Origin of the sequence: Pseudomonas sp. ANT_H4 (genome assembly GCF_008369295.1) — a bacterium.
In the GTDB taxonomy this organism is placed as follows: Bacteria; Pseudomonadota; Gammaproteobacteria; order Pseudomonadales; family Pseudomonadaceae; genus Aquipseudomonas.
Genome location: NZ_VOBG01000026.1, coordinates 1 through 18014 on the forward strand (window position 1 = coordinate 1; position 18014 = coordinate 18014).

General features: G+C 54.3%; 20 protein-coding genes and 2 pseudogenes. 16 read left to right on the forward strand and 6 right to left on the reverse strand.

All coding sequences use genetic code 11. From position 1 onward, the window contains the following. Positions 1 to 122: 122 nt before the first annotated feature. Positions 123 to 329, forward strand: a pseudogene (locus tag FQ182_RS24185) (DNA-directed DNA polymerase); the annotation flags it as partial. A 185-nt stretch (positions 330 to 514) separates the two neighbouring features. Here FQ182_RS24185 and FQ182_RS24190 read toward each other — a convergent pair. Then, positions 515 to 1734 (reverse strand): IS3 family transposase gene (locus FQ182_RS24190; RefSeq protein ID WP_371923911.1). Its coding sequence is split into 2 segments (ribosomal slippage): positions 515 to 1389 and positions 1389 to 1734, totalling 1221 coding nucleotides; the frame shifts between segments, so codons are not numbered across the junction. 42 nt (positions 1735 to 1776) lie between these two features. On the opposite strand from FQ182_RS24190, the gene FQ182_RS24195 reads away from it, so the two are divergent. Genes FQ182_RS24195 through FQ182_RS24210 form a run of 4 tightly spaced genes read left to right on the forward strand, consistent with a single transcriptional unit; the run spans position 1777 to position 7216 of the window. Beyond that, the gene (locus FQ182_RS24195) at positions 1777 to 3033 is read left to right on the forward strand and encodes a site-specific integrase (protein ID WP_256667228.1); all 1257 of its coding nucleotides are present in this window, start codon (positions 1777 to 1779) and stop codon (positions 3031 to 3033) included. Next, positions 3026 to 4762, forward strand: coding sequence for a site-specific integrase (locus FQ182_RS24200; RefSeq protein WP_149415147.1), 1737 nt, complete (start codon positions 3026 to 3028; stop codon positions 4760 to 4762). Before FQ182_RS24195 ends, FQ182_RS24200 begins: the two co-directional genes overlap by 8 nt. Further along, complete coding sequence (locus FQ182_RS30515; RefSeq protein WP_256667229.1) at positions 4759 to 6780, forward strand: hypothetical protein; 2022 nt, start codon at positions 4759 to 4761, stop codon at positions 6778 to 6780. The genes FQ182_RS24200 and FQ182_RS30515 overlap by 4 nt, the downstream gene beginning before the upstream one ends. Continuing rightward, a complete protein-coding gene (locus FQ182_RS24210; protein ID WP_032860787.1) occupies positions 6770 to 7216 on the forward strand; it encodes a hypothetical protein in 447 nt (148 codons plus the stop codon). Before FQ182_RS30515 ends, FQ182_RS24210 begins: the two co-directional genes overlap by 11 nt. A 275-nt stretch (positions 7217 to 7491) precedes the next feature. Here the strand turns inward: FQ182_RS24210 and FQ182_RS24215 are convergent, their stop codons facing one another. The 5 genes from FQ182_RS24215 to FQ182_RS24235 form a co-directional block, all read right to left on the reverse strand. After that, entirely contained in the window at positions 7492 to 8289 is a 798-nt protein-coding gene (locus tag FQ182_RS24215; protein WP_149415146.1) for a sulfite exporter TauE/SafE family protein, read from the reverse strand. Between the two features lie 94 nt (positions 8290 to 8383). Further along, positions 8384 to 9508, reverse strand: a complete 1125-nt coding sequence (locus FQ182_RS24220; RefSeq protein WP_149415145.1) for an ABC transporter ATP-binding protein — start codon at positions 9506 to 9508, stop codon at positions 8384 to 8386. Then, the gene (gene modB / locus FQ182_RS24225) at positions 9501 to 10175 is read right to left on the reverse strand and encodes a molybdate ABC transporter permease subunit (RefSeq protein ID WP_149415144.1); all 675 of its coding nucleotides are present in this window, start codon (positions 10173 to 10175) and stop codon (positions 9501 to 9503) included. Before modB ends, FQ182_RS24220 begins: the two co-directional genes overlap by 8 nt. A 3-nt stretch (positions 10176 to 10178) precedes the next feature. After that, positions 10179 to 10976 carry a molybdate ABC transporter substrate-binding protein gene (gene modA, locus FQ182_RS24230; protein WP_149415143.1) on the reverse strand — a complete coding sequence of 266 codons (798 nt, stop codon included), beginning with the start codon at positions 10974 to 10976 and terminating at the stop codon, positions 10179 to 10181. A 106-nt stretch (positions 10977 to 11082) separates the two neighbouring features. Next, positions 11083 to 11427 (reverse strand): winged helix-turn-helix domain-containing protein, encoded by a 345-nt coding sequence (locus FQ182_RS24235; RefSeq protein WP_149415142.1) that lies wholly within the window; start codon positions 11425 to 11427, stop codon positions 11083 to 11085. Between the two features lie 92 nt (positions 11428 to 11519). Here FQ182_RS24235 and FQ182_RS24240 point away from each other — a divergent pair. From FQ182_RS24240 to FQ182_RS24285, 11 genes and pseudogenes are all read left to right on the forward strand, one after another. Further along, a pseudogene (locus FQ182_RS24240) lies at positions 11520 to 11819 on the forward strand (DUF4113 domain-containing protein); the annotation flags it as partial. Positions 11820 to 11955: 136 nt separating this feature from the next. Then, positions 11956 to 12942: a DUF4113 domain-containing protein gene (locus FQ182_RS24245; RefSeq protein ID WP_371923912.1), complete on the forward strand. Its 987-nt coding sequence runs from the start codon at positions 11956 to 11958 to the stop codon at positions 12940 to 12942. Between the two features lie 28 nt (positions 12943 to 12970). Continuing rightward, entirely contained in the window at positions 12971 to 13612 is a 642-nt protein-coding gene (locus FQ182_RS24250) for an SOS response-associated peptidase (RefSeq protein WP_149415140.1), read from the forward strand. 675 nt (positions 13613 to 14287) lie between these two features. Then, entirely contained in the window at positions 14288 to 14866 is a 579-nt protein-coding gene (locus FQ182_RS24255; RefSeq protein ID WP_256666397.1) for a site-specific integrase, read from the forward strand. A gap of 73 nt (positions 14867 to 14939) precedes the next feature. Continuing rightward, entirely contained in the window at positions 14940 to 15185 is a 246-nt protein-coding gene (locus tag FQ182_RS24260) for a PapB/FocB family fimbrial expression transcriptional regulator (protein ID WP_149415138.1), read from the forward strand. A 77-nt stretch (positions 15186 to 15262) separates the two neighbouring features. Then, positions 15263 to 15478 (forward strand): hypothetical protein, encoded by a 216-nt coding sequence (locus tag FQ182_RS24265; RefSeq protein WP_149494044.1) that lies wholly within the window; start codon positions 15263 to 15265, stop codon positions 15476 to 15478. A gap of 158 nt (positions 15479 to 15636) precedes the next feature. Then, positions 15637 to 15852 (forward strand): hypothetical protein, encoded by a 216-nt coding sequence (locus FQ182_RS24270; protein ID WP_061433814.1) that lies wholly within the window; start codon positions 15637 to 15639, stop codon positions 15850 to 15852. A 115-nt stretch (positions 15853 to 15967) separates the two neighbouring features. Beyond that, positions 15968 to 16411, forward strand: coding sequence for a hypothetical protein (locus FQ182_RS24275; protein WP_149415136.1), 444 nt, complete (start codon positions 15968 to 15970; stop codon positions 16409 to 16411). Positions 16412 to 16422: 11 nt separating this feature from the next. Beyond that, positions 16423 to 16590, forward strand: a complete 168-nt coding sequence (locus tag FQ182_RS29895; RefSeq protein ID WP_178114519.1) for a hypothetical protein — start codon at positions 16423 to 16425, stop codon at positions 16588 to 16590. An 18-nt stretch (positions 16591 to 16608) separates the two neighbouring features. Then, positions 16609 to 16914, forward strand: coding sequence for a hypothetical protein (locus tag FQ182_RS24280; protein WP_149415135.1), 306 nt, complete (start codon positions 16609 to 16611; stop codon positions 16912 to 16914). An 11-nt stretch (positions 16915 to 16925) separates the two neighbouring features. Continuing rightward, positions 16926 to 17924, forward strand: coding sequence for an SEL1-like repeat protein (locus FQ182_RS24285; protein ID WP_149415134.1), 999 nt, complete (start codon positions 16926 to 16928; stop codon positions 17922 to 17924). The last annotated feature ends 90 nt before the right edge of the window (positions 17925 to 18014 follow it).

The window sequence follows — 18014 nt, forward strand, 5'->3', positions numbered from 1 at the left end:
CGTTCGAACAGTGGTCGTGAAGGGTTTCAAGAGGCCTCGAAAAATTGAAAAATTGTTAGTCTTGTAAAATGCTTATAAAACAGTATGTTACAATCTACTAACTGTTAGAGTCATTCAGATACAACGATGGCTGCGTCATTGCGCGCAGCTACGATGCCAAGCCATTCGTCAAAATGGGCGCACCCTATTTCCAGATTAAGGACACCTTACGTCGACACGGAATTGTGGCGTTCAGTAGCAATTACGCGTTGTACGGCCAAATGTCTGAACGAGTCATGACTTTAATCGAGTCGATGGTGTGTGACAGCGAGGTCTACTCCATCGATAAGAATAAGTTGCATACTGTGGACGCCCAAAGTTAGATGGTGTCCCCATGGACATTGACGCTTGTTCTTACAGAGATTTCACTTGCCTACCGTCGAACACATTCACTTCAGTCCGCATGACCTTTCTGTCAAAGACCGCCTGATTACCTACTGGACTTGCCCCTACAAAACCGGACACCAACTCCCTGTTAAATTGATGCTGCCGCCAAGCGCCTGAACTCCCTCGGCGAGCGATAGTTCAAAGCGCTGTGCGGATGCTGCTCGTTGTAATGTTCGAAGGCAATTGCCAGGTTACGCAACGCCGTTTCCCGATCCGGCTTGGGCATGTGCGCCACGTAATCACGCTTGATCGTCTTCACGAAGCTCTCCGCCATCCCGTTGCTCTGCGGGCTGCGAACTGGCGTGGTCACCGGCTGCAAGCCGATCTGTCGAGCAAACAGGCGTGTCTGTTCGGCGGTATACGCCGAGCCGTTGTCGCTTAGCCATTGCACCGGCGTGGTGGGCAATTGATCACCGAAGCGCTTCTCCACGCTTTCCAGCATCAAGTCGCGGATATCATCGCCGCTGTACCCGGTCGGGCTTGCCACCCAGCCGATGGCTTCGCGATCACAGCAATCGAGGGCGAAGGTCACGCTCAGTTTGGCGCCATCCTCGCAGCGGAACTCAAAGCCGTCCGAGCACCAACGCGTATCGCTGGTTTTCACGGCAATACGGCCTTCGTGCCGACGCGGCACGCCGGGCTGTTTGAGTCGACGCTCCAGCAGCAAGTTGTGATCACGCATGACCCGGTAAACCCGCTTCACATTGATCGCCGGCAGCGAATGGGTTTCACGTTCCCGACGCAGTAATCCCCAGACACGACGGTAGCCATAGCTGGGCAACTCGCTGACCTGCTGTTGGATTTCAACCACCAACTCAGCGTCGTCCACAGGTCTGCTTCGCCGTGTCTTGGGCGATACCGATTGTTTGATTCGAACCGTTAATTGCGAGCGCGCCACACCGAGACATTCGCTGACCAGCTTCACTGGTCGTCCCCCGGCAACAAGGGTGAGTGCGCAATCCATTTTCGCGACCGGGCGATCTCCACGGCCTCTTTGAGGATTTCGGCTTCCATCGTTTTCTTGCCCAGCATCCGTTGCAGTTCACGGATCTGCTTGAGCGCATCGCTCAGCTCGGAGGCCGGCACCACGGCTTCGCCAGCACTGACCGCCGACAGGCTGCCGTCCTGATACAGCTTGCGCCACAGGAATAACTGGTTGGCATTGATGCCGTTGCGCCGAGCGACGACCGACACACTTTGCCCTGGCTCAAGGCTCTCGCGAACCATGGCCAGTTTTTGCTCCGGGCTCCAGCGGCGTCGCCGCTCCTGGCCCAAAAGCTCCCCACTCTTATCGTTGCTGTTAGTCATAAACATAACCGTTTGCCTATCCCTTATCGTAAGGGGGAAACGGTGTCCTGTCTTTCATGGGGCTCGTTCACCTACTCGCTGAATAGCTCCCGTGTAGTGATCGAAGGACTACCACAAATATTCTGGGAAGACGGCTTGCCCTGGAGAGAAGCCAATCTCTGGGCTATGGAAAGAGTCACCAATGGTGAGGCACTCCTTAAGACCGTTTCTAGCAATCTGAACGGGCTGTTGAACTACGCGAAGTTTTTGGAGAGTCGCGGGCTTCATTGGTTTGAGTTTCCGTCTCGAAAGGCTGATCGATGTCTTGTTCAGTACCGTGGGGCGCTTATCAAGGCTCGTGATGCTGGTCATATCAGTCCTGCCACGGCTTCCGAGTACATGCGTAACTGCATCAGTTTCTACAGGTGGATTAGGAGGCGTGGCCTTCTAAACCCGCTATTGCCGCTGTGGAAAGACAAGCGCTATTTCATCAAATACTTTGATCAGGTCGGCTTCGAGCGAACGCTAGCTGGCACCACCACCGATCTGGGTATTCCAAACCGAAAACGCATTGGGGTCACTTTGGAAGGTGGGCTACTTCCAGTGTCTGCGGTTGATCGCGACGCCATTCTTGATTTCGCAAAACAGAGCGCCTCACCCGAGCTTTACCTGATGTTGGCTCTAGGTTTCTTTACGGGTATGCGACTGGGAACGATCTGTGACCTTCGCATCGACACGTTGGAGCGTGCCCTACATGATCCGTCTGCTAAAGGTCTGCTTCTGATATCCGTAGGGCCAGGTGCGTCCCCGCCCGTGCATACCAAATTTGCGGTAACTGGCCAGGTATGGATTCCCGAAGCTTTGTGTTCAGAAGTCTTGGAGTACGCCAAGGGTCTTCGCAGGTTGACTCGCGAGGCATCTGCTGCTGGCGAGCATCAAGACTTAGTGTTCTTGACACGTTTCGGAAACCCTTTCGGACGTCGCAACAGTGATCAGTCTTCGGCCATAAACGTTGAGATGTCATCGCTTAGAAAATTAGGCATCGCGTCGGGCATCAAAGCGCTCAGGAAGTTTCGCTTCCACCAATCCCGATGCACCTTTGGAACTGAGTTAGCTAGGCTCGCTTTAGCAAATTGCACTGATGTGGCGATAGTGATTGCGACTGTCAGCAATGCATTGCTTCACGGTCGAAATTCGGAGGCTACCACCTTCAAATACATCAAATTTGTGCAAGCCGCACCCGCCAAGCAGGCCATTGCGAACAGCTTCATGACTGCGTTTACAGGGATTGCTTCGATGCAGGGAGCAAGCAATGAATAATCTGACGTTTTCAGACCTAACGTTTCCAATGCTTGAGTACGCGAAAAATGAGACGCCCTGGGATCTGGCACCACTTTTATACAGCGGTGGTGCTAAGGCAAAAGTGAAGACTGTACGCAGTGAAATCACATCAGGTGCTTTGGGTGATCCTTTGCTGGAGCGGGTAGAGCTTGTGAAGGGGCTCCATGACTGTTTGACCGACGACCTTGTCGGCGGGAGGAGCCGCTTTTCGGCAAATAACAAGATTGGTGCGTTGAGGAAGTTTTTTCAGTGGGTGGATCAGTGCGAGCGTCCGTTGAGCATTGATACGGTCGCGGAGGAATACTTGGGGTGGGCGGAACATCTTCTACAGCGTCATCGCGTGGAAGGATATCTAACTGCCGGATCATTATACGACGCGGCAAGTTTAACTGCGACGATGCTCGACCGAGTTCTAGGCCGAAGCTCGACGCTTCTGTACAGCACCCGAATCCGCAAGCCTAGAGGCAACGGAAAGGCCAGTAATGGGGGCGCTGATAAGCAAAGTTTAGAAGAGAGCTTTTCATTCGGGCAGTTCATTGCCGACGTCTGTACGTCCCTTACCTATGAAGCTGTGGCGGGGCCACTTCCCATCCTCGTGGAGTTGCGGTCGGGTTCGACGCTACCTATCTGGTGCGGCCTGCGCGATACAGAGAAGGAAGCGTCACGACGGATTCGACCTCAAACCAAATTCCAGATTGCGGCCATCCTTAGAAACCGCGAACTTCGGAGCGCTGACGTTTCAATCGAGACTCGATACCCGGCAGTGAATCTGCGAATCGAAGCCGAGCTGCTCATGTTCATCGCACAAACCGGCATGAATTTGTCGCAGGCGCATCAGCTTCGGATCGACCAATACCATTACACGAGTCATTTTGATGGTTACCAAGTGAGGTCTTACAAAAATCGCCGTCAGGGTGAAGTGCTGTTTGACGTTTTCTCAAGCTACAAGCAGTGGTTCGAACGCTACATTGAGTGGCGTAACACGTGGTTTCCTGACGATCTAGAGGGACTTCTTTTCCCTCTCGTCCGCCCTGGGGGACGTCTCGTTTTAGAAGCTCCTCAGTTCACGGCTATTGCGCGCGTCTGCACCGATTCCAGTGTTCGATTCGTTCGACCTCGTAAGCTCCGGGGGGCGCGTATTAATTGGCTGTTACGTGAGTCGCAACGCCCCGAACTGGTGGCGGAAATCGCACAGCATACCGCTGAAACTTTGATTCGTGTGTACGCCGAGCCCAATCCGCAAATTGCGATGATTGAAATCACTCGATTTCACCGGCAAGCAGATCCCGTCGTTTGCTCACCTGCTCCAGGTACTTGTGTGGCGCCGATACCAGAATCGGTCGTGGATGCTCCGACTAATGCTCCTGATCCCGATTGTATCAACGCTGCGGGTTGCCTTTTCTGCGTCAATCATCGGGATATTGAAAGCGAGGATCACGTCTGGTCTCTGAGTAGTTTGCGAGTGCTAAAGAGCTTGGAGCTAGTTAGATATCGCCCAGCTTGCACGGATAGATCTGACGAGGCTGACCATCCAGCGATGCTTGCGGTCGAGCGTCTGAGTGCGAAGTTACGGTTCTTTCAAGAAAGTAGCGAGGTGCGTCGGCTTTGGGTTGAAGAGGCACTGGCTCGCATAACTGAGGAGGACTATCACCCAGCTTGGGACGGATTTATTCGGCTTGCGGAAGTTACAGCGGGGCCTTCCCTATGAATATGCTCACGACGTTAGGGCTTTCTATCGAGTCGCCTCTCGCCGTTCCTGGGGCATCGAATTTCCGTCCAGAGAGCTGGCCTCCGCCACCTGATTGGCCGGTCGTAATTGATGCACAGGGCAAAGTAATAAGCCGTTGGGGCGATCCAATTTGGAGGCTTGATCCATGGGCCAAGAAGGCACTGACGCTGAATTTTGGTGATGGGCCAGTTAAAAAATCAGCGGCGCCAATTAGCTCAAAGAACGCAAATTTACTTCGAATCATCACTGGCTGGTGGCTATACGGGCCGTACGGCGCTCGTGGCTACAGATCCCTTAAAACGCGTTTCGATCAGATGCGACGGCTCTTTGTTCTTTGCGAAGAGGCAGGAATACTTGCCAGCGAATTAAGCCACTTTCCACGCGTATGCGAACGGATCCCTGCCTTTCTTCAGACCTCGAGAAAAACCGAGTTTCTGACGTTAATGCATGAGCTTTACGCGTCCAGAGAGGCCGTGGGGTTTACGTTGCTGGATTCAGGCTCTCTAACCCGTCTAGCTGCGCTTTTTCCCACTCACCACACCTCTCAAACACCGTACATCCCGCCACGTATTTGGCGCTATCAAGTTACTAGGCTGCGAGAGTGCCTTGATGACTTCCTATCCCATCGAGAACAGGTTGAAGCTTGTTATCGGTTCTGTTTCGCGGCTTACGAACATAACCAGAGGGTTTCGGAGAGAACAGCGTGCTCAAACGCCCCGCCTTTTTGCGGCCATAAGATGCAATTATCAGGCGCTAAAACGGGGCTTCGTTTTCTCGGCGCGTTTGCGGATACCGCGAAACGCTTCGGCATCTTTGAGCTACTTGAACGTTGGGTAGGGCGCAGTGGTGACTTGCAAGTAAGAGCGCTGACTAGCTATCTGAAACTGGTCAACGGCGCGGGATTGGCTTACATCCTTAACTTCAGTCTCATGCGGGTCGAGGAAGCATGGAATCTTCGAGCCGGGTGCCTTGACATCGAGCACGACAAGAGCTTCGGTGACATTTTTTTGTTACGCGGGCAGACGACAAAAACGCTCTCTGATAGGGACGCCATTTGGGTCACATCCCCATCTGTGGCGGTCGCCGTGAAGGCGATGGAGGTTATTTCTCTGTTTCGCTCACTACACGCACCTCACGAAGCCGAGAGAGTTCTCGCCGGGCGTTACTTGACCGATTTTTCTTTCGAACCCTGGAGTTCGTTGCGCAATAAAGGTAACCACTCACTGAGGCCGAGCATCCAGTCATATTCCGACTTTTTGGGGCGGTACGGGAAGCTCTTTGACTTAGAACGTTTGCGTATCACGCCTGAGGATTTGAAATTGGCCCGGCTAGCTACCCCTTCATTGCCGGAGGAGTATCAAGCGGGCGCTGTATGGCCGTTGGCTTGGCATCAGTTGCGTAGAACTGGGGCAGTGAACATGCAAGCTTCCGGGCTCGTAAGTGATGCTTCGCTTCAGTACCAGCTCAAGCACGTCACACGAGCGATGAGCCTTTACTACGGACAAAATCACTCGCGGATGCGTCTAGAGGAAAAGGCTCACACTCTGTACGTTCGCACAATGTACGAGACGCTTGGAAGAGAGTTACAGCAGCTTACGAGTGAGCGTTTTGTCAGTCCCCATGGAGACAAACGAAAGGCTGAGATCGTTCGGCTGATTTCGCCAGAGGATGCGAAGAAGATGATTGGTTTGGCAAAGAAAGGCGCGGTCGCCTGTCGCCCGATAATTCTCGGCGTTTGTTCGAGTCGTGAACCTTGTCCGTACGGCGGAATTGACAACATTGCCCATTGCGGGGGTGGTGATTCAGTGGATGCAAAACCTTGCCCTGATGTGCTGTATGACTCAGAACGATTGGGTGCGGTAGATGATCTTGAACACGTACTCAAAGAGCGGCTTGTTACTGCTCAGGATGGAAGTCCGCTAATGGAATCTTTGATGGCTCAACAGCGAAGCGTAGCAAGCTTTCGTCGTGTCGTAGGGAGCGCAAATGGACGTTGAACTCCCTGCTCGCCGCAGCGCGGCTGATCAATATCGTGATGCTTTTGAGCGCCTGAAACTCAATAGGCCACAGCTTCTACCGAAGGGGACACCGGTCACTCAGAACAACGTGGCCAAAGAGGCCGGGAGCGATCCGTCGGCGCTTAAGAAATCTCGTTTCCCGAGTCTCATCGCTGAGATAAAAACCTACGTGGAACAAAATGCGGAGGAGCGACCTCCTTCGTTGAACCAGGTAAATCTTCTCGCCCGCCAGAAAAGCCGCGCCCTGCGTGATCGGATTGAGGAAGTAGCCCGGCAGCGCGACCAACTCGCAAGTTTATTGAGCGAAGCGGATACGAAAATCATTGAGCTGTATGACCGTATCGCTGAGCTTGAGCGGCAGTTGCCTGCGTCAAATATAATTTCGTTGGATCCTCGCGGGCCGAGAAAGCTTTGAGATAACAGCGCGTATGCAGCTAGTCGCCTGGGTGTAGGGACTGGCCTATTCCGACCACTCTGCTGCTCAACCTTGACGCGGCGAGCGGAAGGAACTGAGCGCTCTGCTAGATTGATGAGTCTCAGCCGGCAGCTCCGGGCTAGATGCTTCCTGGCTACTGGCTGCGATCCGCCGATGGAAACAGGCAGCTATCTGCCAAAAGCAGCCCTTCATGCCTATTCATTTGAACGTCCGGTCGTTCGGACTCGCGCACGGACTTAGAGACAGAGTGGTCTTCAACTATGCCGCCATACTTTGACCGATGAGATCAGGAGGATGGCGGCAAGCAACGGGAGCAGGTATGTCGTTGGGATCAGACCTAACAGTTGCCCACCGATGAATGTCCCAATAATGGAGCCTGTTGCCATGACCAAGATGAAGGGCCGTTGAGCGCGAATGATAGAAAAGCTCTGGTCGCGGCTGTAGCGCGTGAAGCCCACAATCATGGTGGGCAGGCTTACAGCTAGCGACAGGCTACCAGCGAGCTTGATGTCAGCTCCGAACAGAAGAACGATTGTCGGGATCAGCAGCTCGCCGCCGGCGACACCCATCAGAGCCGCAACCACTCCGATACCGAAGCCGACCACTATTCCGACAATAGCCAGTAGCACGCCGTGAAACAGGGCCACACCGGTAGAACTTGTCTCGTGCCCAAACAACAGAGCGCCGGCAATACCTACGAGCAGCACTGCCAAAATACGGTACAGGGTTTTACTTTTAAGCTTCGTCGCCCATCCTGCACCGAACCAGGCGCCTGCAAGGCTTCCAGCGAGAAGCGTGACAATAATGTCCCATCGTTCAAAGACTGCCGTGTAGGGAACACTGAATGCTCGGAATGGTAAGGCTGTGGCTACGACAACGAGGCTCATTGCCTTATTGAGGATGATTGCCTCCAGCGCTCCAAAGCCAAACAAGCCAATAAGAAGTGGAAGTCTGAACTCTGCGCCCCCCAACCCGATCAGGCCACCTAATGCACCAATGACCGTACCGCTACCAAATACAGTTATTTTTTTGTTTTCTCGATCTGAAGTCATCGCTAGACATTCGTCCTTAGGTATCGAAGGTGTAAGACCTGAATGCGTAAAAGACCGATTCGAAGGAGCCGATAAAAACATTTCGCCTTTACGTTTACGCGTCCAGAGGTTCCTGTTTGCTGGTCGCGGTTTGGGACATCAGATGTATGGTCTCTCCGCGTAAGCGGATTCTGATCTGCTGCCCCTCCGCCAGTTCGTATCGTTGCGCAAGGTGTCGCGGTACGTGCATCGCAATCAGATCATCACCCGAGCGCAGCAGAGCACGTATGTGTTCGCCCAAGGACAACAGGCGCTCGATTTCAACCAGAACAGTGTTGTCCATCTCCCCAGGCTCATGCTTTTGCGGCATCAGCAGCACGTCAGAGGTTGGCAAACCCCAACCTACAACCTGTCCGACTGGCCACTGTGGTTGCGCACTTACTTTCAGTACCTGCCCACGCCAATCAAGAAGACTATAAGCCGTCGTATGCTCAATAACTCGGCCAGCAAACACATTGCGCATCCCTACCAATCTGGCGACCTCGGTAGTTGCAGGCGCTTGCATCAACTGGTCAGGCGGGCCCTCTTGCAAGGTGCGACCCGCTGCAAGAATGCACATCCGATCAGCCAGCAATGTCGCCTCATCCAAGTCATGGGTAACAAGCACCACCGGCATGCGCAATTCACGACGTAGTTCGGCCAGCTCGTTGTACAACGACTCACGGGTCGCACGATCCACGGCTGAGAAAGGTTCGTCGAGCAGCAGCACCTTAGGCTCGCGGGCTAGCGCTCGCGCCACGGCGACACGCTGCTGCTGACCACCAGACAGTTCATGAGGGCGGCGTTGCGCTAAACCGTTCAAGTGCACGCGTTCAATCAAAGCATGGGCCCGGTTACGTCTCTGCTCTGGTGGAAGCTCGCGCATGGCCTCCATGATGTTTTCCAGCGCATTGAGGTGCGGAAACAGGGCGTAATGTTGAAACACCATGCCGATGCGCCGTTTCGCAGTCGGGACAAAGTGCCGAGTGTGACTATCAAACCAGCTTTCACCATCGCACTGAATTCGACCTTGCTCAGGGGAGTACAGCCCGGCAATGCAGCGCAGCAGCGTGGACTTGCCACTGCCTGAGGGGCCGACCAGCGCAAGCACTTCGCCGGGCTCACATGCCAGTTCGGCATCCAGCGCGATGGGGCCGTCCTGCTGCACCTTAAGGTAGAGGCCTTGTTTGCGCTCAACCATGGCGAGCGCTCCGATTTAAACGCGAAGTAGCAAAGTAGGACAGGCTGATAGCGCCCAGTGAAACCAGCAAAAGCACCAACGACATGAGGGCCGCTGCGCGGTCGTTAAAGGACTGAACGCTGTCATAAATGGAGATGGCGATGGTGCGGGTTTCACCGGGAATACTACCCCCGACCATTAGCACCACGCCGAACTCACCCAGTGTATGGGCGAATGTCATCACCAGCGCCGACAGAATGCCGGGCCATGCCAGGGGCAGCTCGATCCGCAACAATATGCGCCAGGATGAAAGACCACAGCAGCGAGCCGCTTCTCGAATATCCTGACCGACACCTTCAAAGGCCCGCTGCATGGGTTGTATAGCGAATGGTAGGTTGAACACTATTGAGGCCACCAACAGACCTTCGAAAGAAAATGTCAGCTGGTGACCAAACAGTGACTCGTAGCCCTGGCCAACAGGCGAGCGTCTTCCCATCGACATCAGCAGGTAGAAGCCGAGCACAGTCGGTGGCAATACCAGTGGCAACGCCAATAACGCTTCCGTTAGGCTTTTTCCACGAAATGACGACCAGGCCAGTTTACGACCTGCCCATATACCGACGGGCAGGAGGATCAGCATTGTCCAGAAGGACAGCTTGAGAGACAGCCACAATGCTGACCAATCCATGGCTTACTGAGCCTTCTCTTCATTCGGCAAAACAAAGCCGTACTTGCGCATAATGTTGCGTGCAGCGGGCTCTTGGACATAGCGGTAGAACGCCTGCGTCGTTTCATCGGCGCCCTTGAGTAGTACCATACGTTGACGCAGCGGCTCGTGCCATTCAGCAGGGATCAGGGCATATTCGCCGAGCTTACTGACGTCAGGTGCGAGCGCCAGGGAATAGGCAATAATGCCGCCCTGAGCATTGCCCGAGGTGGCAAACTGAGCGGCCTGTACAACATTCTCACCCAGTACCAGCTTGTCCTTTACTGCATCCCAAAGACCGGCATGTTTCAACGCCTCCTCAGCACGCAGGCCGTAGGGGGCATGTTCAGGGTTGGCGATGGCGAATTTTTTGATTCGACCGTCGGCCAATGCAGCCCGCAAATCCTTGAGCTGAACATCGGCTTTCAGGGTTGAGCCGTGAGGCACCATCAACACGATCCTGCCCAGTGCGTACAGAGTGCCCTCATCGACCGTCTTACCTGCTGTGTTCAGCTGCTGAACATATCCCTCGTCGGCGGAAAGATATAACTGGAAGGGAGCGCCCTCGCTGATCTGACGAAAGAAGTTACCCGACGAACCAAATACCAGACGTATCTCTTTGCCAGTGTCAGCCTTGAACTGGGTATTTACTTCTTCCAACGCGAATTTCAAGTCGGCAGCGGCAGCCACGGTGGGTGTGACATCGGCGAAGGCCAGCACTGGCGCGGCTAAAACCAATGAGAGGCCCAATGTCCATTTTCTTATGCGTGTGAGGATCGGCATTCTCAACTCCAAATGAGTGACGGATTGTATACAAAGCGCCGTATCCTTCCATATACAACGATCCTCAGTCCACATCTCAGCGAGAAATTTATGCTTTGTAGGAGTTTTAGGTGACCAGCAAGGCCGTAATTTCGCCCATATGGCTTTCGATTTCAGCCAAGGCGCGAACACAGAGGTCGCGGTAAGACTTAAGCACTTGCTCGCCAGTAGCGGTCAATTGGGTTCCCCCGCCATGACGACCACCGGCTGACGTCGACACCAAAGGCTCCCGAAAGCAGCGGTTCATGGTTTCCACCAGTAGCCAGGCACGTCGATAGGACATCCCTAGGAGACGGGCGGCACCACTTATTGAGCCCGCCTCTTGAATCGCCGCGAGAAGATCAGCTTTGCCAGGCCCGATAGCGATGTCGTCGCCGCAGCGCAGACGAATTTTTAGATCAAGCGTTTTCATGCAAGTGTGAGTCTGGTTCGGATGGATGCATCAAACCATAGAACGACGCCTGAGGCTTACCTTTGATACGCTAATGACCTACGCGACATGGAATAAACGAGCTGTTCCAGGAGGGGTTCAAATTCAGCAAGGCGGAGATACTGCTGATGGATCTGCGGCAGCCTAACGAATTCACCGGCGACCTATTCGCGACATCACAGCCAGAGGCAAGCGGGTGAGTGATGAATGTTTTGGATGAGATAAATGCCCAGTGGGGGCGAGGTACATTGCGGACTGCCAGCGTCCCTGTATCACCTGAATGGGGTATGAGGAGAGAGCTTAAGAGCCCCAGTTATACAACCAGGCTGGATGAGCTTTGGACTATTGGAGCGGGCTCATCTTGGTCACGCTAGCTTTCGTCGCCACAAAATTCGCGTATTTGCCATGGACACCACTTGATCCATTTCTGTGAAAAATGCGTGTGGTCTATGGACATCGGACACCTGATCTAAACCCTGTCAAATATTCATTCAAACCGATGTCCATGGGTTGACATCTTTCCTTTACATCGATGAGATTTTCTGTGACCTGACCGGTATGCCCGGCAACCTCACAGAACTTGGGCGGAAGATCCGCGCCAGGGTGTTGAAACACACCGGAATTCCGGTGGGCGTTGGCATCGCCCATACAAAAACCCTAGCGAAACTGGCCAATCACACAGCAAAACGACTGCAAGCGCAGACTGGCGGCGTGGTGGACCTGCGCGATCCTTTCAAACGCGACTGGGTGTTGCGTAACACGGCCGTTGAAGAGGTGTGGGGCATTGGTCGACGCATGACAACTCACATGCAGGCCTTGGGCATTCGCACGGCAATGGACTTGGCCAAGGCCGACCCGTTCTTGCTCGGCCGCAAATTCAGCGTCGTTTTGGAGAAAACCATACGCGAGCTTGCCGGCACTTCTTGTCTGGCGCTGGAGGACGCAGCTCCGTCCAAGCAGGAGATCTGTTGCAGCAGAATGTTTGGAGTGCGACTGGAGACGATCGAACCGATCAAGGAAGCGGTGGCCACCTATGCACAACGGGCGTCGGAGAAGCTGCGCGCCCAGCATTCTTTGTGCAAAAAGATCCGCGTGAGCATTCGTACTGGAATGTTTAACCCAGGCGAAGCGCGTTACGCCAACGGCGTTCTAGTGGAGCTTCCCTATCCCACCAATGACTTGCGCTTGATCACAAAAGCAGCTACGCAAGCAGTGGAGCGCCTGTTCCGTCAAGGGTTCCGGTACAGCAAGGCCGAGGTGTTGCTGATGGATCTGCGACAACCAGGTGAATTCACCGACGATCTTTTTGCGCATACGCAGCCGGCGGCCGCGGACAAGGTGATGAATGTGCTCGATGAGATCAACAACCGGTGGGGGCGCGGTACGCTACGCTCCGCCGCGGTGCCAGCAGCGCCGGCCTGGGCGATGCGTCGTGAGTTGATGAGCCAGAGCTACACCACCAGGCTTGACCAGTTATGGACGGTAAACGCCAATTGAGGCGGAAACATTCTGAGGGGGGGTCTGTATGTGCAGTCATTATGAAGCGCCGACGCCGCAGCAGCTCGCCGACACATTCGGCATTGATCCTTACGAGCAGGGCAAGTTGGAACTGTATCCAGGCTACACCGGACCTTTTATCCGTCGCACGGAACATTTCGACCTTGATGCTGAGACGCTGGCGCCGGTGGAAGTGTTGTCAGGCTCGTTTGGCCTGATTCCGCACTGGAGCAAAGACACAAAAATTGTTAGGCACACCTATAACTGCCGATGGGAGACGGCCAGCCAAAAGCCGTCGTTCCGCACAGCTTGGCGAAAGGCACAGCACTGCATCATCCCTGCTGCGGCCATATACGAGCCTGACTGGCGATCGAGGAAGTCGATTGCTACGCGCATCGCCCGTGCGGACGGCGAGTTGATGGGCATCGCGGGTCTTTGGGAACAATGGCGCGATCCTGATACAGGGAAGATCCTGCACAGTTACACGATGTTGACCATCAACGCGGACGATCACCCATTCATGCGCAACTACCACAAGCCCCAGGATGAGAAACGCATGCTGGTGATCTTGCCCCGAGGGCTGTATGGCGACTGGTTGAAAGCCCCTGCCGGGGATAGCATGGAGTTCATCCGACAGTACCCGGCTGACCGGATGACCGTTGCCATGTGATTTTCCGTGACCTTTGTCGCGTGCGAATAGCACGAGTACTGAGCGTCTCCTCGAGCGCACTGACAGAATTGCTGTAGTGGGCCTATGATTGTCCGTCAGCGAGATCACAGGGATCTCGGCCACCGTCCAAATAAGGCTTTCAAATGAAATACACAGCAGTTCGGCGCATCTACTTCCATTCTGATGAGGCAGGCTTAGTAGCAAAAGACGTCGCGAAGGAAATCGTGTCCGAGGTCCCACCGCAGTTAGGCTATCGCATAGACGATTCTGCGTGGCACCGAAGCGATCGGCCGAAAATTGAAGATGTTGAAATTGACGCTGCATCTGGAGCCTGTACCGTCCAATTGGAACCAATGGTAGCGGGTAGTGCGGAGTCGGTAGGCCGGGCCTTCGACACAATCCTGAATCACGATGGTTGGAAAGAATGGTCGTAGTAGTCTCACATTGCGTCATCTGATATTGGCGTTCTCGAATTTTCCGTGAACATGCCGAAAACATTGGTGTTAGGCTTCGCTGGAGGCCTACCACCAACTCTCTCAGGATCGACCTCGATCCGCGTTCAATCCTGACAGAGAGCCCTATGACCGATATTCGCCGCGCAACATCCCTTCGCCAAACCAATTCAAACACCTCATTCGCGTTGCATCAGTTACCGGGCGAAATCCTGAGCGTGACGTGATGCTGCTATGGGTCACGCACACGACTGGTATCCGTGTCACCGAACTCGCCCAGGTCGAAATTTCAGACGTGCTTTATCCAAGTGGAGCGGTGCGACCAGAGGTGTATCTGTCGTCGTCCATCACGAAGGGCTGTCGTGCCCGGAACATTTACCTCACACACCCGAAATGCCTTGAAGCCCTTGAGCGCTGGTTTGAGGTGCGTATGGCTCGCCGTTGGGGTTATACCGGCGCCGATGAGTATCGAGGCATGCGCCCAGGTTCGAAGCTGGTTCTGAGTCACAAGGGGCAAGCCTTCGAACTTGCATTCAAACACCGCCAGTTGGATAGCGGGCCAGAGGTATACAGGGCGTGTGATTCCCTGCAACAGGCCATCAGCAGGCTTTACCGTCAGGCGGGGATAAAGCGGGGTTCATCGCACAGCGGACGGCGCTCACTCGCGGCAAAGGTACTGGCCGCGACTGGTGACGTCGAAACGGTTCAGATGATTTTGGGGCATTCCTGTATTGATCACACTAAGCCCTATTTAAGCGTTGATCCCGCTGTCATTCGGCGGGCTTTTGAGATTGCGCTATAGGCTTGTTTTCACAAGCGCTCTTTCATGAGATAGTTAACCGAATTAGGTGAACGTTTCTATCTGAGGTTTGGCGGTGTCTGAGAAAAACAAACTGGTTCCAGGTGAGGTTGACCCTGCCCATTTGGCGGGGCTTTTGCGCTTCACCGGCATTCATGGCGAGTCAGTTGTTGCAGCGTTGCGCGGTCATTTTGTCGAAGGTCGCAAGCAGGCCGATGTCTGTCGTGAATTCAATGTTAAGCCTCCGTTGCTTTCTAGAAAGGTGGCCGATTTGAACGAGGTCAGCGACATTGCCAGGGAGGTATCAATATTTTACCGATAACGGTTAACAATCTATTGTTTAGTTAACCGAATACGGTTAACATATCCTCATTGAGGCGAATCACTGAGGACAGGCAAATGACCAACCGTAACGCGCAATTTCTGGCTGTCATCGACGGCGGTACAAAGGCTGAAATTCTTGAATCCATCGCGGTTCACTACGGGATCAGCTCCGAAAAAGCTTTCGCAGAAGTCACGGACGACCAAGCCGAACACCTGTTGGATTACATGGTTGAGCCGCAGCGTACCGCAGCGTCGGTTCTGATGCACCGTCACGGAATGCGCGGCTGGTAATCAACCTGCCCCGGTACGCCGGGGCCTTCAAGGAAAACAACGCATGGAAATGAAATTTCGCACTACGTCCGGCGCCATCATCAGCCGCGACCCGCTGGCAGAGGCAGGCGATCACGTCGCCCTCTTTGAACAACCTGCTGACTTGTAGGAAAACGGTCATGGCTGATGGGTTTGAAGATCTACTAACAGAGGCTGGGTATCGCCTTATTGATCCAAACGGCAAGTGGCCGATAACTTGGGTCATCGGGGACAGTTGGGTGGTTCTGAGCGAGTATTGGGAGTGGACAGTCGGCCCTGATGAGCCTGCTACCGAGGAACAAATTCGTAAGCTACTGGCACGTTCTGGCGGGACTTACGATTTGCAGGACTATTGATAGGAAACCGCCGCTGTACCCAAGCCCTGGCCCTCAAAGCCAGGGCCGAGGACTTAGAAACAGGCCACTTTCGGCCCTCGGATCGAGCAGGACAACGCCCAGGAGGGCAAAGCAAATGGCTGTGGTTATTGATATCCAATCGTTGCTCCCGCGCATTACTGCGGTTGGTTCCGCGCTTGATGTGTTGGCCAACGTCACTGACGCAAGTGAGCGCGTGTCGGAGCCAACGACACCGGACCAGCAGGCTGCAATGCAGCAGGTGAACATCGAGCGCGGGAAGTTGTATGAAGATTTGCTCTCGTTGCTGGTCAAGCCGCCTGCCCAGCGTGCCGCTGAAGCTGCGGCGTTGCGGGCTGTATTCGCCCAGGTATCGCGATGCCTGAAAGATCAGCCGCTCGCTCTCGAAACGCTTGAGGCCTACGAAGAAGACGCTGCCAATAGCCATTCAGACGTGCCCCGTCTGCGGGGGTTCCTGCAAGGTTTGTGCGCCGGTAAGTCGCTGTCATTTGAGGACTACTGCGAAGTTGATGCCCTCATTGTGTCGGCCTTCGATTTGTAAGGGAAAACGACATGAGCATCAGTGGAGCAATTTATTTCTCAGCATTTCTCGTTGTTTTTTTTGGATGGCTCAGCTCGCAAGCTGCATCTTTCTGGAAGTTGTGGCTCGGGTTCTTTGTGGTGACTGATGGCCTGACGTGGTTCATCTACGTGTGTTCAGTCATGGCCGATCAACAGTAACTGTTCGAGGAAAACCCGATGGAAGTCACCAGTTCGACCGGCGAAGAAACCCAAGTGGTTTTGGCCGAAAACGCCGGTACCGGCAAAGGCAAAAGCTTCCTGCCAGACGTCACGCCGAAGTACGGCACACGGTTTGTCACGGTTACACAGACACTGCCCGATATGGAGCGCTTCGAAGCATATCGTCGCAAGACTGCCGCTTTCGAAGAGTGGAGGCAAAAGCTGAACCGTGGTGATCGCCTTCCCCGTGGCCGTTTTTTTAAAGGCAAGAAACCAGGGCGAAAGCTCGTTGTATTGGACGAGTTCTGGCAAGCGTTTAGTTAAGGGAAAATACCGTGAGCGAGCCCTTTGCCCCTGCGGTGCTGATCGACCCTGATGATTGCCGACGCGATGGATGTGCCTGTGTTTATGATCGAGTAGTGACGGAGGAAGCAATCATGCGAATTGTGTTTTTATCATTGTGTTACGTATTACTAACCGCCTGTTCAGCAGAGCCAGTACCGAGCGTCAACGTTCCCGCAGGCATCCCCCAGGATGATCCCCTCTTCGGCTTGCGTTGCTGGGTCTCTCCAAATGATGGCTCAGTGACGCGCGAGCAACTCGAATACATCCTGGCCCTCAGCGAGAGTGGAGACTCGATGTGCAAGATGCTGCTCGGCGACCTTTATGAAAACGGTCGTAGTGTCCCCCAAGACATTGCGAAGGCAAAGACCCTTTACCAGTCAGCGGCTGATGTCGATGAGCGGGCCTATGTCCTCCTCGGCAAGCTTGCCGAGAGTGGTCTCGACGGGCCCCCGGATTATCAGAAGGCCAGGCGGTTATACCTGCGTGCAGCCGCCGGTGGTAACAGCAACAGTGCTGAGGCCAGATTGGCCAAGCTGATGGAAGAAGGCAAGGGCGGTCAGCAGGATCTCGAGGGCGCCATGACGCTTTACTTGAAGGCAACCCGTGCCAGTTTTGGTGACGAATGGGACGGAATTCAGCGGCTTCTCGGCCGAGGAGTCAAACTAACCGCAGAACAAGAACAGCGCTACAACAAGATCTGGATTGGGACGACGGAGGGCAGGATTCAGAGCAAAATATCGCGTGTTCAGGAAAGTGTGTCAGGGGCCCTCAAGCCTGGGCCGGTGGGAAAGGAGGTCACAGTGAAACTGGAATATATTCTGGGTTCTCTCGTGCCCCGGCTGTCCATCGTGAACAGTTCAAACGATAACGCCGTCGACCAGGCCGTATTGCAGGGGTTCGAAGATTTTCGGTTTACCGATGGGCCGATATTGCCGCAGGGGCAGAAGACGTGGTCAGTGCAGGCCCTTATCTATGTGAGTTCGCGTTGATGGGCTGTCTTACAAGACCTATTGGGTTGCCGCCACAAATTCGAACTGACTCGCTTGGCTCAAAATCAGGTGTTCCCACGTGCTTCACTA

Excerpts from the sequence above, each read along its gene's own strand:
- FQ182_RS24280 (WP_149415135.1), top strand. The coding sequence starts at position 16,609 with ATGGAAGTCACCAGTTCGACCGGCGAAGAAACCCAAGTGGTTTTGGCC.
- FQ182_RS24215 (WP_149415146.1), bottom strand. The coding sequence starts at position 8,289 with ATGACTTCAGATCGAGAAAACAAAAAAATAACTGTATTTGGTAGCGGT.
- FQ182_RS29895 (WP_178114519.1), top strand. The coding sequence starts at position 16,423 with ATGAGCATCAGTGGAGCAATTTATTTCTCAGCATTTCTCGTTGTTTTT.
- FQ182_RS24235 (WP_149415142.1), bottom strand. The coding sequence starts at position 11,427 with ATGAAAACGCTTGATCTAAAAATTCGTCTGCGCTGCGGCGACGACATC.
- FQ182_RS24270 (WP_061433814.1), top strand. The coding sequence starts at position 15,637 with ATGGCTGATGGGTTTGAAGATCTACTAACAGAGGCTGGGTATCGCCTT.
- FQ182_RS24250 (WP_149415140.1), top strand. The coding sequence starts at position 12,971 with ATGTGCAGTCATTATGAAGCGCCGACGCCGCAGCAGCTCGCCGACACA.
- FQ182_RS24200 (WP_149415147.1), top strand. The coding sequence starts at position 3,026 with ATGAATAATCTGACGTTTTCAGACCTAACGTTTCCAATGCTTGAGTAC.
- FQ182_RS24265 (WP_149494044.1), top strand. The coding sequence starts at position 15,263 with ATGACCAACCGTAACGCGCAATTTCTGGCTGTCATCGACGGCGGTACA.
- FQ182_RS24210 (WP_032860787.1), top strand. The coding sequence starts at position 6,770 with ATGGACGTTGAACTCCCTGCTCGCCGCAGCGCGGCTGATCAATATCGT.
- FQ182_RS24220 (WP_149415145.1), bottom strand. The coding sequence starts at position 9,508 with ATGGTTGAGCGCAAACAAGGCCTCTACCTTAAGGTGCAGCAGGACGGC.
- modA (WP_149415143.1), bottom strand. The coding sequence starts at position 10,976 with ATGCCGATCCTCACACGCATAAGAAAATGGACATTGGGCCTCTCATTG.
- FQ182_RS24275 (WP_149415136.1), top strand. The coding sequence starts at position 15,968 with ATGGCTGTGGTTATTGATATCCAATCGTTGCTCCCGCGCATTACTGCG.
- FQ182_RS30515 (WP_256667229.1), top strand. The coding sequence starts at position 4,759 with ATGAATATGCTCACGACGTTAGGGCTTTCTATCGAGTCGCCTCTCGCC.
- modB (WP_149415144.1), bottom strand. The coding sequence starts at position 10,175 with ATGGATTGGTCAGCATTGTGGCTGTCTCTCAAGCTGTCCTTCTGGACA.